Origin of the sequence: Rhizobium changzhiense (assembly GCF_013087625.1) — a bacterium.
Lineage (GTDB): Bacteria > Pseudomonadota > Alphaproteobacteria > Rhizobiales > Rhizobiaceae > Rhizobium > Rhizobium sophorae.
In genome coordinates, this window is the sequence record NZ_JABFCQ010000001.1 from 31,504 (window position 1) to 45,181 (window position 13,678).

The window sequence follows — 13,678 nt, forward strand, 5'->3', positions numbered from 1 at the left end:
TTTCCTCCGTCTCACTTCTCGTCGACGACGCGAACGAGATGCTGGACAGCACGGATCATGCCACGAACCGAAGGAGTATCCTCCAGCGTGCGGCGACGGTGCATCTTGTTCAGTCCGAGACCGATCAGCGTGCGCTGCTGGACATCCGGACGGCGAATCGGGCTGCCGATCTGTTCGATCGTGACAGTCTTCGCTTCAGCCTTCTTAGTAGCCTTGGCCATCTGTCAAACTCCTCTTATTCTTCAGAGGCGTTGCCGGAGGCGCCACGACGAGCCTGCAGCGTTGCATACTTGATGCCGCGCTGAGCTGCGATGTCCTTCGGGTGAACCTGGTGCTTCAGAGCGTCGAAGGTGGCGCGAACCATGTTGTAGGGGTTCGACGAACCGGTCGACTTGGCGACGACGTCGTGCATGCCGAGCGTCTCGAATACGGCGCGCATCGGGCCGCCGGCGATGATGCCGGTACCGACCTTGGCCGAGCGCAGCAGAACCTTGCCGGCGCCGTGGCGGCCATGGACGTCGTGATGCAGCGTACGGCCGTCACGCAGCGGTACGAAGATCAGTTCGCGCTTGGCGGCTTCGGTTGCCTTGCGGATGGCTTCCGGCACTTCACGTGCCTTGCCATGGCCGAAGCCGACGCGGCCCTTCTGGTCGCCGACGACGACGAGTGCTGCGAAACCGAAACGACGGCCGCCCTTGACGACCTTGGCGACGCGGTTGATCGCGACAAGCTTGTCGACGAATTCGCTATCGCGCTCTTCACGGCTCTGGCGGTCGTCCCGCTGCGGCCTTCTTTCCTGTGCCATTGTCCTCTTCCTTTTTCTTTTCCGGGTGCAATCGGCAAACAAATGTGGACCGCATCAGCCTCCCCTTTCGGAGAGTGACTGCGGTCCGGCGAAAATCCGGCCGGCGCTTGAGGCGTCCGGCCGGAAACTGATCAGAAGGTGAGACCGCCTTCGCGGGCCGCTTCGGCGAGAGCCTTGATGCGGCCGTGATAGATGAAGGCGCCACGGTCGAACACGACTTCCGTAACACCGGCCTTGGAGGCGCGCTCTGCGAGGAGCTTGCCCACAACGGCAGCGGCGGCGGTATCGGCACCGGTCTTCAGAGAACCGCGCAGATCCTTCTCGAGGGTGGAGGCAGACGCAAGCGTCTTGCCGGCCACGTCATCGATGACCTGGGCGTAGATGTTCTTCGAGGAGCGATGAACCGACAGGCGCGGACGGCCATTGGCCACCGACTTGAGATGACGGCGCACGCGGTTGGCACGACGTGCAAGTGCTTCTTTCCTGCTAGCCATTTCGCGTGATCCTTACTTCTTCTTGCCTTCTTTGCGGACGATCCGCTCGTCAGCGTACTTGACGCCCTTGCCCTTGTAGGGCTCGGGACCGCGATATTCGCGGATTTCGGCGGCAACCTGACCGACCTGCTGCTTGTTGATGCCGCTGACGACGATTTCCGTCGGCTTCGGAACAACGATCGAGATACCGACCGGCGGCTCGTAGATCACGTCGTGGCTGAAACCGAGGGCCAGTTGCAGGTTCTTGCCCTGCATGGCGGCGCGGTAACCGACGCCGTTGATTTCAAGCTTGCGCTCGAAACCGTCCTTGACGCCCTTGAAGATGCCTTCGATCATCGTGCGGGACATGCCCCACTTTGCGCGCGCATCCTTGCTCTGGTTCACCGGCGTCACGACGACGGCGTTATTTTCAAGCTTGAGGCTGATTTCGTCGTTAGCAACGAAAAACAGCTCGCCCTTCGGGCCCTTTGCAGTCACCTTCTGGCCATCGACCGTAGCCGTGATCCCAGCAGGCACCTGAACGGGCTTTTTACCGATACGAGACATGTTTCAATCCTGTCTGTTCGCTATGGAGATCCCTGCCCGATCTTAGAAGACCGAGCAAAGAACCTCGCCACCAACGTTCTGTTCGCGAGCCTGGTGATCGGCCATCACACCCTTCGGAGTCGAAAGGATGGTGATGCCGAGACCGTTCGCGACCTGCGGAATGGACTTGACCGAGACATAAACCCGGCGGCCCGGCTTGGACACACGGCCGATCTCACGGATCACCGATGCGCCTTCATAATATTTCAGCTCGATGCTGAGTTCCGACTTGCCATTGCCGAAATCGACAACGGAGTAGCCACGGATGTAGCCTTCGGACTGCAGAACATCGAGAACACGTGCACGGAGCTTCGAAGCAGGCGTCGAGACCGACGACTTGCGGCGGGAAGCGCCGTTACGGATGCGAGTGAGCATATCGCCCAACGGATCAGTCATTGTCATGTAACCTGCTCCTTACCAGCTCGACTTGACGATACCCGGCACCTTGCCGAGATTGCCGAGTTCACGCAGCGCAATACGCGACATGCGCAGTTTGCGGTAATATGCGCGCGGACGCCCCGAAACTTCGCAACGGTTGCGAATACGGGTCTTCGATCCATCACGCGGCAGGGATGCCAGCTTGATCGAGGCCTTGAACCGCTCTTCGATTGGAAGAGCCTGGTTCATGATGATCGCCTTCAACCCAGCCCGCTTAGCGGCCTGGTTAGCGACCGTAGTACGGCGGCGCTTGTTCTTTTCAACTGCGCTTGTCTTCGCCATGTCAGGTTCCTTTTCTACGCTCGTCGTTACGGTTATTGACGGAACGGGAAGCTGAACTCTTTCAGAAGAGCCCGTGCTTCGTCGTCGGTCGTCGCCGTCGTGCAAACGATGATGTCCATGCCCCACATCTGATCAACCTTGTCGTAGTTGATCTCAGGGAACACAATGTGCTCCTTGATGCCCATGGCGAAGTTGCCACGGCCGTCAAAGCTTTTCGGGTTCAGGCCGCGGAAGTCGCGAACGCGCGGGAGCGCGATGTTCACGAGACGGTCCAGGAACTCGTACATGCGGGCGCCGCGCAGGGTGACCTTCGCGCCGATCGGCATCTGTTCGCGGACCTTGAAGCCTGCGATAGAGTTACGTGCGCGGGTGATGACCGGCTTCTGACCGGCGATCGCTGCGAGGTCGGCGGCAGCTACCGTCGGCTTCTTCGAGTCAGCGGTCGCTTCGCCGACACCCATGTTGATCACGATCTTGTCGAGCTTCGGGATCATCATCTCGTTGGCGTAGGAGAACTGCTCCTGCATCGCCTTGCGGATGCGCTCGACATATTCCTTCTTGAGCCGCGGCTCATATTTTGCCTCAGCCATCGATCACTTCTCCAGAACGCTTGGCCACACGGACCTTCTTGCCGTCAACAACCTTGAAACCGACGCGGGTCGGCTTGCCGTCCTTGTCGATGATTGCAACGTTGGACAGGTGAACCGGGGCTTCCTTGTTGATGATGCCGGCTTCCTGGGTCTGCGTCTGGCGCTGGTGGCGCTTGACGACGTTGACGCCACGAACAACGGCACGATCTTCCTTCGGCATGACCTGGACAACTTCGCCGGTACGGCCCTTGTCCTTGCCAGCGAGCATGACGACCTTGTCGCCCTTACGAATCTTCTGCATCGCTTCGCTCCTTACAGTACTTCGGGAGCCAGCGAGATGATCTTCATGTGGTTCTTGGCGCGAAGTTCGCGCGGAACCGGTCCGAAGATACGGGTGCCGATCGGCTCTTTCTTGTTGTCGATGAGGACTGCTGCGTTGGTGTCGAAGCGGATGACGGAGCCATCCGGACGACGGATGTCCTTGGCGGTGCGAACGACAACCGCCTTCATCACGTCACCCTTCTTCACACGGCCGCGCGGGATCGCTTCCTTGATCGAAACGACGATGACGTCGCCGATCGAGGCATACTTGCGCTTCGAGCCGCCCAGCACCTTGATGCACATGACACGACGTGCGCCGGAATTATCCGCGACGTCGAGGTTTGTTTGCATCTGAATCATATCAGGTCGCCTTCTTGGTTTACCGGAATGGTTGGGCTAGCCCCCTACTCCGGCTTATGAAAATTTTCGCCGGCCGAGCTGCCATAACGGCAGCACAGACGCGGCAATAGCTGAATAGCGCGGGATCGATCGTGCCAGGGTGGTTTCCCAAACGGGACCTTCCGTGCGCTCAAAGCAAAAGAACGCCCGGCTTTCGAGCGTTCTGACGCTGCTTCATACAGATATTTCGGCGAGACGCAAGGCCTCGCACAAAATTCTGTTACTGGCCCTGGGCGGAAATGACCGTCCAGCGCTTGTCCTTGGAGATCGGCGCGCATTCCTCGATGGATACGGTATCGCCAATCTTGTACTGATTGTTCTCGTCGTGGGCCTTGTACTTCTTGGAACGACGAACGGTCTTCTGGAGCAGCGGGTGAGCGAAACGACGCTCGACACGAACCACTACCGTCTTCTCGTTCTTGTCGCCAACGACGACGCCCTGCAGGATGCGCTTCGGCATATTTTTCTTCCTTTAGGCCTTAACTTCTGCCGCCTTCTGGCGGGCAATGGTTTTCACGCGGGCGATGTCCTTGCGGACTTCGTTGATGCGCGAGGACTTTTCGAGCTGGCCGGTCGCCTTCTGGAAGCGCAGGTTGAACTGCTCCTTCTTCAGCTTGGCAAGCTCGTCCTTAAGTTGGTCGGCGGTGAACCCGCGAACATCTGAGGCTTTCATGAGCTCAATCCCTTACTCTGCAATGCGCTGAACGAAGCGCGTCTTGACCGAGAGCTTGGCAGAGCCGAGGCGAAGCGCCTCACGGGCGATTTCTTCGCTGACACCGTCGATCTCGAACATCATACGGCCGGGCTTGACCTTGCATGCCCAGTATTCAACGGAGCCCTTACCCTTACCCATGCGGACTTCGGTCGGCTTTGCGGTTACCGGAACGTCCGGGAACACGCGGATCCATACACGGCCGGCGCGCTTCATATAACGCGTGATCGCGCGGCGGGCCGCTTCGATCTCGCGCGCGTTGACGCGGTTGGGTTCCTGTGCCTTCAGGCCGAATTCGCCGAATGCCAGGTCAGAACCGCCCTTGGCGACGCCCTTGATGCGGCCCTTGAACTGCTTGCGGTACTTGGTACGCTTTGGCTGCAACATTTTCTTATTCTCCGAACTTCTCTGCCACGCGCGCTATCAAGCGTTGTCGCGGCGACGGTCTCTGTCGCGGTCACGATCACGGCTTGCCGGACCCTGGGCGTCACCTTCCATCGCACGGCGCTCGGAAGCCATCGGATCGTGCTCAAGGATTTCGCCCTTGAAGATCCAGACCTTGATGCCGCAGATGCCGAACGCGGTTTCTGCTTCAGCCGTGCCGTAGTCGATGTCGGCGCGCAGCGTGTGCAACGGCACACGACCTTCGCGGTACCATTCCGTACGGGCGATTTCAGCGCCGCCGAGACGGCCAGCGCAGGTGATCTTGATGCCTTCGGCGCCAAGACGCATCGCGGACTGAACGGCGCGCTTCATGGCGCGGCGGAAAGCCACGCGACGCTCGAGCTGCTGGGCGATCGACTGAGCGACCAGCGTCGCATCGACTTCGGGCTTGCGCACTTCGACGATGTTGAGGTGCGTTTCCGAATTCGTCATCTCCGACAGCTTCTTGCGGAGCTTGTCGATGTCAGCGCCCTTGCGGCCGATGATCAGGCCCGGACGTGCCGAGTGGATCGTGACGCGGCACTTCTTGTGCGGACGCTCGATGACCACCTTGGAGATCCCGGCCTGCTTCAGTTCGCTCATGACGAACTTGCGCATCTTCAGGTCTTCGTGCAGCAACTGGCCGTACTCGGCATTGTCCGCAAACCAGCGGCTATCCCAGGTACGGTTGATTCCGAGACGGAAACCGATTGGATTGATTTTCTGACCCATTATGCGGCCTCCTCTGCTGCCTGCACTTCACGAACGACGATCGTCAGGTGCGCGAAGGGCTTTTCGATGCGCGACGCGCGACCGCGGCCACGAGCGTGGAAACGCTTCATGACGATCGACTTGCCGACATAGGCCTCGGCGACAACCAGCGAGTCGACGTCGAGATCGTGGTTGTTCTCGGCGTTGGCGATCGCAGATTCGAGCGTCTTCTTGACGGCGCCTGCGATGCGCTTGCGGGAGAACTCCAGCTCAGCGAGTGCACGCTCGACCTTCTTGCCGCGGATAGCCGCAGCAACCAGGTTGAGCTTCTGGGGGCTGACGCGGAGCGTGCGGGCGACTGCTTGCGCCTCGTTGTCCTTCAGCCGGCGTTCGGCTTTTGCCTTGCCCATTGTTACTTCCTCTTCGCCTTCTTGTCCGCGCCGTGACCGTAGTAGGTGCGGGTCGGAGAGAATTCACCGAATTTGTGGCCGACCATGTCTTCATTGACGCTGACCGGGATATGCTTGCTGCCGTTGTAGACGCCGAAGGTGAGACCGACGAACTGCGGCAGGATCGTGGAGCGACGGCTCCAGATCTTGATCACTTCACTACGACCGCCTTCACGAACCTTCTCAGCCTTCTTGAGAAGATAGCCGTCAACGAACGGACCTTTCCATACTGAACGAGCCATTGGAGACTTCCTCTCTTACTTCTTACGCTGATGACGCGAGCGCATGATCATCTTGTCGGTCGACTTGTTCGACCGGGTGCGCTTGCCCTTGGTCGGCTTGCCCCACGGTGTCACCGGATGGCGACCACCGGAGGTGCGGCCTTCACCACCGCCGTGCGGATGGTCGACCGGGTTCATGACGACACCGCGGTTATGCGGACGCTTGCCACGCCAAACGGTACGACCGGCCTTGCCGTCGTTGATGTTGGCGTGATCAGGGTTGGAGACCGCGCCGATCGAAGCAAGGCAGGAGCCATGAACGAGACGCTGTTCACCGGAGTTCAGGCGAAGGATCGCCATGCCCTGGTCGCGGCCGACGAGCTGTGCGTAGCCACCGGCGGAGCGAGCGATCTGACCACCCTTGCCCGGCTTCATTTCCACATTGTGGATAATGGAGCCGACCGGGATGAACTGCAGCGGCATGGTGTTGCCGGGCTTGACGTCGACAGCCTTCTCGGAAGCGATGACCTTGTCACCGGCAGCAAGGCGCTGAGGAGCGAGGATATAAGCCTTCTCGCCGTCAGCATAGTTCACCAGCGCGATGAAAGCCGTGCGGTTCGGATCGTATTCGATACGCTCGACCGTGCCTTCGACGTCGAACTTGCGACGCTTGAAGTCGATCAGACGATAGGTGCGCTTGTGACCGCCGCCGATGAAGCGGGCGGTGATGCGACCGAGGTTGTTACGACCGCCGCTCTTGGTCAGACCTTCCGTCAGCGCCTTGACCGGCTTACCCTTGTAGAGGGCCGAACGGTCGACGATGACCAGCTGGCGCTGGCTCGGGGTGATCGGATTGAATGTTTTCAATGCCATTTTCTTATACCTCAGAGACCGGTGGAGACGTCGATCGTCTGGCCTTCAGCCAGCGTCACAACAGCCTTCTTCACGTCCTTCTGCTTGCCGACGAAACCGCGGAACCGCTTGGTCTTGCCCTTGCGCAGCAGAGTGTTGACAGCCGTGACCTTGACGCCGAACAGCGCCTCGACCGCAGCCTTGATTTCCGGCTTCGTCGCCTGCTTGGCGACATTGAAAACAACCTGGTTGTTTTCGGATACCAGCGTGGACTTTTCGGTGATCGCCGGAGAGACGATCACATCGTAGTGGCGAAGATCGGTCACTTGAATCGCTCCTCTAGCGCTTCAACCGCAGCCTTGGAAAGCACGAGCTTGCCGCGGCGCACGATGTCGTAAACGTTGATGCCCTGGATCGGCAGAACATCGATGTTCGGGATGTTCTGAGCTGCGAGCTTGAAGTTGCCGTCAAGCTCTGCGCCGCCGATGAAGAGGGCGTTGGTCAGGCCGAGCGTCTCGAAAACAGACGCGAGAGCCTTGGTCTTGGCTTCGGTGGCAACCAAGTTGTCGATGACGATGACGTCATCGGCCTTGATCTTGGCCGAAAGGGCGTGGCGAAGGCCAAGTGCACGAACCTTCTTCGGAAGATCGTGCTCGTGGCTGCGCACGACCGGGCCATGAGCCTTGCCGCCGCCGCGGAACTGCGGAGCGCGAGCCGAATGGTGGCGGGCGCGGCCCGTACCCTTCTGCTTGTACATTTTGGCGCCGGTGCGCGAAACTTCCGCGCGGCCCTTAGCCTTGTGGGTGCCCTGCTGCTTCTTGGCAAGCTGCCAGCGGATGACGCGGGCGAGAATGTCTTCACGGGGCTCGAGGCCGAAAATCGCGTCCGAAAGGGAAACCTTCCCGGCGTCTTTTCCCTCGAGGGTCTTGACGTTGAATTCCATTGATCTGGCTCCCTTACTTCGCGGCCGACTTGACGGCGTCGCGCACGATGATCCAAGCACCCTTGGAACCAGGAACAGCACCCTTGATCAGGATCAGACCACGATCTTCGTCGGTCGAAACCACTTCCAGGTTCTGCGTCGTGACGCGCGTCTGGCCCATGTGACCAGCCATCTTCTTGTTCTTGAACACCTTGCCCGGATCCTGGCGCGAGCCGGTCGAACCGTGTGAACGGTGCGACACCGACACACCGTGCGTGGCACGCAGACCGCCGAAACCGTGGCGCTTCATGGCGCCGGCAAAACCCTTACCGATCGTCGTGCCCGTCACGTCGACGAGCTGACCGGCTGCAAAGTGACCCGCCTTGATCTCAGTGCCGATCTCGAGCAGTTGATCTTCCGACACGCGGAATTCAGTGAGCTTGGCCTTCGGCTCGACGTTGGCAATGGCAAAGTTGCCGCGCATCGCCTTCGACGTGTTCTTCACCTTCGCCTGGCCGGCACCGAGCTGAACTGCGGTATAGCCATTCTTTTCGACAGTGCGCGTGGCCACGACCTGGCAGCCTTCCATACGCAGTACCGTTACCGGGACATGCTCGCCGGCGTCGTTATAGACGCGGGTCATTCCCACCTTCTGTGCAATCACACCTGAACGCATCGGTTCAATCCTTCTCACTCAGCCCGAAGACCCGAGGTCTCAGAGCTTGATCTCAACATCGACACCGGCGGCGAGATCGAGCTTCATCAGCGCGTCTACCGTCTGCGGGGTCGGGTCAACGATATCGAGAAGGCGCTTATGCGTGCGCATCTCGAACTGTTCACGGCTCTTCTTGTCGATGTGCGGGGACCGGTTGACCGTAAACTTCTCGATGCGGGTCGGAAGCGGAACGGGGCCCCGGACGCTTGCACCGGTGCGCTTAGCCGTCGATACGATCTCGCGCGTGGAGGCATCGAGAATCCGGTGATCGAACGCCTTCAGGCGGATGCGGATATTCTGGCCGTTCATTCGACTTTATCCTTGTGTCTGTTATCCGCGTGTCACCACTTAGGGACACGGCTTACCTTCAGTTACGTTAGCGGGCCACCGGTTTCAAAGATCGAGAAGGACACCGAGATCGGCGTCCCTATCCTTTCCTTGGGCCAGGTGGCCCAGCCGCTAATTACTCGACGATCGACGCGACGATGCCGGCGCCGACGGTGCGGCCGCCTTCGCGGATGGCGAAGCGCAGCTTTTCTTCCATCGCGATCGGAACGATCAGCTCGACGGCAACCGTGACGTTGTCCCCCGGCATAACCATCTCCGTGCCTTCCGGCAGCGTCACAATGCCCGTCACGTCGGTCGTGCGGAAGTAGAACTGCGGACGGTAGTTGGTGAAGAACGGCGTATGACGGCCACCCTCTTCCTTCGTCAGGATGTAGGCTTCTGCCATGAACTTCTTGTGCGGCTTCACAGAGCCGGGCTTCGCCAGGATCTGGCCACGCTCGACGCCGTCACGGTTCACACCGCGGATCAGCGCACCGATGTTGTCGCCAGCCTGGCCCTGATCGAGCAGCTTGCGGAACATTTCAACGCCGGTCACCGTCGTCTTCGAGGTCGGACGGATGCCGACGATCTCGACTTCTTCGCCAACCTTGACAATGCCACGCTCGACGCGGCCGGTCACAACCGTGCCGCGGCCAGAGATCGAGAACACGTCTTCGATCGGCATCAGGAACGGCTGGTCGATCGGACGCTCAGGCGTCGGGATGTAGGCATCGACAGCGGCCATCAGTTCGCGGATCGCGTCTTCGCCGATCTTCTTGTCCGAATCTTCAAGAGCAGCAAGTGCCGAACCCTTGACGACCGGGATATCGTCGCCCGGGAAGTCGTAGGACGACAGCAGTTCGCGTACTTCGAGCTCGACCAGTTCGAGAAGCTCGGCGTCGTCAACCTGGTCGACCTTGTTCAGGAACACAACGATTGCCGGAACGCCGACCTGGCGAGCCAGCAGGATGTGTTCGCGCGTCTGCGGCATCGGGCCGTCAGCAGCCGAGCACACCAGGATCGCGCCGTCCATCTGGGCAGCACCGGTGATCATGTTCTTGACGTAGTCGGCGTGGCCGGGGCAGTCGACGTGGGCGTAGTGGCGGGCCGGCGTCTCATATTCAACGTGAGCCGTCGAAATCGTGATGCCACGCGCCTTTTCTTCCGGAGCCGCGTCGATCTGGTCGTACGCCTTGTACTCACCGAAGTACTTCGTGATCGCTGCCGTCAGAGACGTCTTGCCGTGGTCAACGTGGCCAATCGTGCCAATGTTGACGTGCGGCTTGTTGCGCTCAAACTTACTCTTTCCCATTTTCGGGTCTCCGTTTTGCTAGTCCCCGAGGGGATCTAATTCTTGTTATCGGTCAATTGGTATTCCGGTCACTTCTGACCGGAATACTTTGCCTGGATTTCAGTTGCGACGTTCGACGGGACCGGCGAATAGTGATCGAAGGTCATCGTGTACTGGGCGCGGCCCTGGGACATGGAGCGCAGGTTGTCGACGTATTTGAACATGTTCGCGAGCGGGACGTTCGCGTTGATGACGACGGCGATACCGCGGCTTTCCTGGCCCTGGATCTGACCGCGACGGGAGTTCAGGTCGCCGATAACGTCGCCGACATAATCTTCCGGGGTGACGACTTCAACCTTCATCATCGGCTCGAGCAGCTGAGCGCCGGCCTTCTTGGCTGCTTCACGGAAGCAGGCACGCGATGCGATTTCGAAGGCGAGAACCGAGGAGTCGACGTCGTGGAATGCGCCGTCTATGAGGGTCGCCTTGACGCCCAGCATCGGGAAGCCGGCGAGCGGACCCGAAGACAGAACGCTTTCGATGCCCTTCTGGACGCCGGGGATGTATTCCTTCGGAACGGCACCGCCGACGATCTTCGATTCGAACTTGAATTCGTCGCCGTCCGGGTTCGGTTCGAAGACGATCTTGACGCGCGCGAACTGGCCGGTACCACCGGACTGCTTCTTGTGCGTATAGTCTTCTTCATGCGTCCGGGTGATGGTTTCGCGATAGGCAACCTGCGGCGCGCCGACAGTTGCTTCAACCTTGAATTCACGACGCATGCGGTCGACGATGATGTCGAGATGCAGTTCGCCCATGCCGGCGATGATGGTCTGGCCGGATTCCTGGTCGGTCTTGACGCGGAAGGACGGATCTTCAGCAGCCAGGCGGTTGAGCGCGAGGCCCATCTTTTCCTGGTCGCCCTTGGTCTTCGGCTCGATGGCGATCTGAATGACCGGCTCCGGGAATTCCATGCGCTCGAGGATAACCGGCTTCAGCGGATCGCAGAGCGTGTCGCCCGTCGTGGTTTCCTTGAGGCCGGCGAGAGCGACGATGTCACCTGCGAAGGCTTCTTCGATGTCTTCACGCGAGTTGGAGTGCATCTGCAGCATACGGCCGACGCGCTCGCGCTTGTCCTTGACCGTGTTGATGACCGACGCGCCTTTTTCGAGCTTGCCGGAGTAGATGCGGGCGAAGGTCAGCGAACCGACGAAGGGGTCGTTCATGATCTTGAAGGCGAGCATGGAAAGTGGCTCGCTATCATCGGCATGACGCTCGATTTCGGCTTCCGTCTTGAAGTCGATGCCCTTGATCGCCGGGATGTCCATTGGCGACGGCAGGTAGTCGACAACGGCGTCGAGCAGCGGCTGCACGCCCTTGTTCTTGAAGGCGGTGCCACAGAACATCGGGTGGAACTTGACGTCGATCGTGCCGCGGCGAACCAGCGCACGGATCTGATCGTTGTCCGGCAGAATGCCTTCGAGGTAAGCTTCCGTGGCGGCTTCGTCGATGTCGACGACCGTCTCGATCAGCTTTTCGCGATATTCTTCAGCCTTGGCCTTCATGTCCTCGGGGATCTCGACGACGTCCCACTGGGCGCCGAGCGACTCGTCGCGCCAGATGAGTGCGTTCATCTCGACCAGGTCGATGACGCCCTTGAATTCGGTTTCCGCACCGATCGGCAGCTGCATGACGACAGCCGTTGCACCGAGACGGGTCTTGATCATCTCGACGGAGCGGTAGAAGTCCGCGCCGGTCTTGTCCATCTTGTTGCAGAAGATCATCCGCGGGACATTGTACTTCTCAGCCTGGCGCCAGACGGTTTCCGTCTGCGGCTCAACACCGGCGTTGGCGTCGAGCAGCGCGATGGCGCCGTCGAGAACGCGCAGCGAACGCTCGACTTCAATGGTGAAGTCGACGTGGCCGGGAGTGTCGATGATGTTGAAGCGGCGCATTTTGCCGTCACGACCCTTCCAGAAGGTCGTGGTGGCAGCAGAGGTGATCGTGATGCCACGCTCCTGCTCCTGCTCCATCCAGTCCATCGTGGCTGCGCCGTCGTGAACTTCGCCGATCTTGTGCGACTTGCCGGTGTAATAAAGAATACGCTCGGTGGTCGTGGTCTTGCCGGCATCGATATGCGCCATGATACCGAAATTGCGGTAGTCTTCGATCTTATATTCGCGAGCCATTGTGGACTGCCTTTCGATACCGTTCGGAATTACCAGCGATAGTGCGAGAACGCGCGGTTGGCATCAGCCATCTTGTGCGTGTCTTCGCGCTTCTTGACGGCGGAGCCGCGGTTGTTGGACGCATCGAGCAGTTCGCCGGAAAGGCGGTCAACCATTGTCGTTTCATTGCGCTTGCGGGCAGCAGCGATCAGCCAGCGAATAGCAAGAGCCTGGCGGCGCTCCGGACGAACGTCGACGGGGACCTGATAGGTCGCACCACCGACACGACGCGAGCGGACTTCAACGTGCGGGGCAATGTTCTCGAGCGCAGAATGGAAAACCGTGAGCGGCTCCTGCTTGGACTTGCCGTGGACCACGTCGAACGCACCGTAGACGATGTTTTCAGCAACGGACTTCTTGCCGTCGAGCATGATGGCATTCATGAACTTGGTGACGACGAGATCGCCGAACTTCGGGTCCGGATTGATCTCGCGCTTTTCTGCTTTATGACGTCTGGACATACTTTTGTCTCTTCAACCGTTAAGGCGCTTCATGACGCGGAGGACCTCGCGCAGCGCCGGATTATTCAAAACCGAATTACTTCGGACGCTTCGCGCCGTACTTGGAGCGGCGCTGCTTGCGGTTCTTGACACCCTGGGTATCGAGAACGCCGCGGATGATGTGATAACGGACACCCGGAAGGTCCTTGACGCGGCCGCCACGGATCATGACGACAGAGTGTTCCTGAAGGTTGTGACCTTCGCCGGGGATATAACCAATGACTTCGAAGCCGTTGGTCAGGCGGATCTTTGCGACCTTACGCAGAGCCGAGTTCGGCTTCTTCGGCGTCGTCGTGTAGACGCGCGTGCAAACGCCGCGCTTCTGCGGGTTCTCCTGGAGTGCGGGAACCTTGTTACGCTTTACGTTCGCCTGGCGAGGCTTGCGGATCAGCTGGTTTACGGTAGGCATTCAA

At 59.8% G+C, this 13,678-nt stretch carries 24 protein-coding genes; all 24 read right to left on the reverse strand.

Going from position 1 to position 13,678, the window contains the following annotated elements; translation table 11 throughout:
• Nucleotides 1-11: 11 nt before the first annotated feature.
• Nucleotides 12-221 (reverse strand): 50S ribosomal protein L30, encoded by a 210-nt coding sequence (gene rpmD, locus G9X68_RS00175; protein WP_003547566.1) that lies wholly within the window; start codon nucleotides 219-221, stop codon nucleotides 12-14.
• Between the two features lie 14 nt (nucleotides 222-235).
• Nucleotides 236-805 (reverse strand): 30S ribosomal protein S5, encoded by a 570-nt coding sequence (gene rpsE / locus G9X68_RS00180; RefSeq protein ID WP_017963908.1) that lies wholly within the window; start codon nucleotides 803-805, stop codon nucleotides 236-238.
• A gap of 131 nt (nucleotides 806-936) precedes the next feature.
• Complete coding sequence (gene rplR, locus G9X68_RS00185) at nucleotides 937-1,299, reverse strand: 50S ribosomal protein L18 (RefSeq protein WP_018241643.1); 363 nt, start codon at nucleotides 1,297-1,299, stop codon at nucleotides 937-939.
• 12 nt (nucleotides 1,300-1,311) lie between these two features.
• On the reverse strand, nucleotides 1,312-1,845 hold the full coding sequence (rplF, locus tag G9X68_RS00190; protein ID WP_168313200.1) for a 50S ribosomal protein L6: 534 nt from the start codon (nucleotides 1,843-1,845) through the stop codon (nucleotides 1,312-1,314).
• A gap of 42 nt (nucleotides 1,846-1,887) precedes the next feature.
• A complete protein-coding gene (gene rpsH / locus G9X68_RS00195) occupies nucleotides 1,888-2,286 on the reverse strand; it encodes a 30S ribosomal protein S8 (RefSeq protein ID WP_003547562.1) in 399 nt (132 codons plus the stop codon).
• A gap of 12 nt (nucleotides 2,287-2,298) precedes the next feature.
• The gene (gene rpsN / locus G9X68_RS00200) at nucleotides 2,299-2,604 is read right to left on the reverse strand and encodes a 30S ribosomal protein S14 (RefSeq protein WP_003547561.1); all 306 of its coding nucleotides are present in this window, start codon (nucleotides 2,602-2,604) and stop codon (nucleotides 2,299-2,301) included.
• Nucleotides 2,605-2,636: 32 nt separating this feature from the next.
• Nucleotides 2,637-3,194 carry a 50S ribosomal protein L5 gene (gene rplE / locus G9X68_RS00205; RefSeq protein WP_003573788.1) on the reverse strand — a complete coding sequence of 186 codons (558 nt, stop codon included), beginning with the start codon at nucleotides 3,192-3,194 and terminating at the stop codon, nucleotides 2,637-2,639.
• On the reverse strand, nucleotides 3,187-3,495 hold the full coding sequence (gene rplX, locus G9X68_RS00210; protein ID WP_003547559.1) for a 50S ribosomal protein L24: 309 nt from the start codon (nucleotides 3,493-3,495) through the stop codon (nucleotides 3,187-3,189). Before rplX ends, rplE begins: the two co-directional genes overlap by 8 nt.
• A gap of 11 nt (nucleotides 3,496-3,506) precedes the next feature.
• Nucleotides 3,507-3,875: a 50S ribosomal protein L14 gene (rplN, locus tag G9X68_RS00215; protein ID WP_003573790.1), complete on the reverse strand. Its 369-nt coding sequence runs from the start codon at nucleotides 3,873-3,875 to the stop codon at nucleotides 3,507-3,509.
• A 259-nt stretch (nucleotides 3,876-4,134) separates the two neighbouring features.
• A complete protein-coding gene (rpsQ, locus tag G9X68_RS00220) occupies nucleotides 4,135-4,374 on the reverse strand; it encodes a 30S ribosomal protein S17 (RefSeq protein WP_003573791.1) in 240 nt (79 codons plus the stop codon).
• Between the two features lie 12 nt (nucleotides 4,375-4,386).
• Nucleotides 4,387-4,587 carry a 50S ribosomal protein L29 gene (rpmC, locus tag G9X68_RS00225; RefSeq protein WP_003547556.1) on the reverse strand — a complete coding sequence of 67 codons (201 nt, stop codon included), beginning with the start codon at nucleotides 4,585-4,587 and terminating at the stop codon, nucleotides 4,387-4,389.
• A 12-nt stretch (nucleotides 4,588-4,599) separates the two neighbouring features.
• Complete coding sequence (gene rplP / locus G9X68_RS00230) at nucleotides 4,600-5,013, reverse strand: 50S ribosomal protein L16 (RefSeq protein WP_003573792.1); 414 nt, start codon at nucleotides 5,011-5,013, stop codon at nucleotides 4,600-4,602.
• A 36-nt stretch (nucleotides 5,014-5,049) separates the two neighbouring features.
• Entirely contained in the window at nucleotides 5,050-5,781 is a 732-nt protein-coding gene (gene rpsC / locus G9X68_RS00235) for a 30S ribosomal protein S3 (RefSeq protein ID WP_003547554.1), read from the reverse strand.
• A complete protein-coding gene (gene rplV, locus G9X68_RS00240; protein WP_003547553.1) occupies nucleotides 5,781-6,170 on the reverse strand; it encodes a 50S ribosomal protein L22 in 390 nt (129 codons plus the stop codon). The genes rpsC and rplV overlap by 1 nt, the downstream gene beginning before the upstream one ends.
• A 2-nt stretch (nucleotides 6,171-6,172) precedes the next feature.
• Nucleotides 6,173-6,451, reverse strand: a complete 279-nt coding sequence (rpsS, locus tag G9X68_RS00245; RefSeq protein ID WP_003547552.1) for a 30S ribosomal protein S19 — start codon at nucleotides 6,449-6,451, stop codon at nucleotides 6,173-6,175.
• A 15-nt stretch (nucleotides 6,452-6,466) separates the two neighbouring features.
• A complete protein-coding gene (gene rplB / locus G9X68_RS00250) occupies nucleotides 6,467-7,303 on the reverse strand; it encodes a 50S ribosomal protein L2 (RefSeq protein WP_003547551.1) in 837 nt (278 codons plus the stop codon).
• An 11-nt stretch (nucleotides 7,304-7,314) separates the two neighbouring features.
• Entirely contained in the window at nucleotides 7,315-7,608 is a 294-nt protein-coding gene (locus G9X68_RS00255) for a 50S ribosomal protein L23 (RefSeq protein WP_003547550.1), read from the reverse strand.
• Complete coding sequence (gene rplD / locus G9X68_RS00260) at nucleotides 7,605-8,225, reverse strand: 50S ribosomal protein L4 (protein WP_003573800.1); 621 nt, start codon at nucleotides 8,223-8,225, stop codon at nucleotides 7,605-7,607. Before rplD ends, G9X68_RS00255 begins: the two co-directional genes overlap by 4 nt.
• Before the next feature lie 13 nt (nucleotides 8,226-8,238).
• Nucleotides 8,239-8,880 (reverse strand): 50S ribosomal protein L3, encoded by a 642-nt coding sequence (rplC, locus tag G9X68_RS00265; RefSeq protein ID WP_018067989.1) that lies wholly within the window; start codon nucleotides 8,878-8,880, stop codon nucleotides 8,239-8,241.
• 39 nt (nucleotides 8,881-8,919) lie between these two features.
• Nucleotides 8,920-9,228, reverse strand: coding sequence for a 30S ribosomal protein S10 (gene rpsJ / locus G9X68_RS00270; RefSeq protein ID WP_003547547.1), 309 nt, complete (start codon nucleotides 9,226-9,228; stop codon nucleotides 8,920-8,922).
• A 154-nt stretch (nucleotides 9,229-9,382) separates the two neighbouring features.
• On the reverse strand, nucleotides 9,383-10,558 hold the full coding sequence (tuf, locus tag G9X68_RS00275; RefSeq protein ID WP_018241634.1) for an elongation factor Tu: 1,176 nt from the start codon (nucleotides 10,556-10,558) through the stop codon (nucleotides 9,383-9,385).
• A 68-nt stretch (nucleotides 10,559-10,626) separates the two neighbouring features.
• Nucleotides 10,627-12,726 (reverse strand): elongation factor G, encoded by a 2,100-nt coding sequence (gene fusA / locus G9X68_RS00280; RefSeq protein WP_168313484.1) that lies wholly within the window; start codon nucleotides 12,724-12,726, stop codon nucleotides 10,627-10,629.
• A 29-nt stretch (nucleotides 12,727-12,755) separates the two neighbouring features.
• On the reverse strand, nucleotides 12,756-13,226 hold the full coding sequence (gene rpsG, locus G9X68_RS00285; protein WP_003547538.1) for a 30S ribosomal protein S7: 471 nt from the start codon (nucleotides 13,224-13,226) through the stop codon (nucleotides 12,756-12,758).
• Between the two features lie 76 nt (nucleotides 13,227-13,302).
• The gene (gene rpsL, locus G9X68_RS00290; protein ID WP_003547537.1) at nucleotides 13,303-13,674 is read right to left on the reverse strand and encodes a 30S ribosomal protein S12; all 372 of its coding nucleotides are present in this window, start codon (nucleotides 13,672-13,674) and stop codon (nucleotides 13,303-13,305) included.
• Nucleotides 13,675-13,678 lie beyond the last annotated feature (4 nt).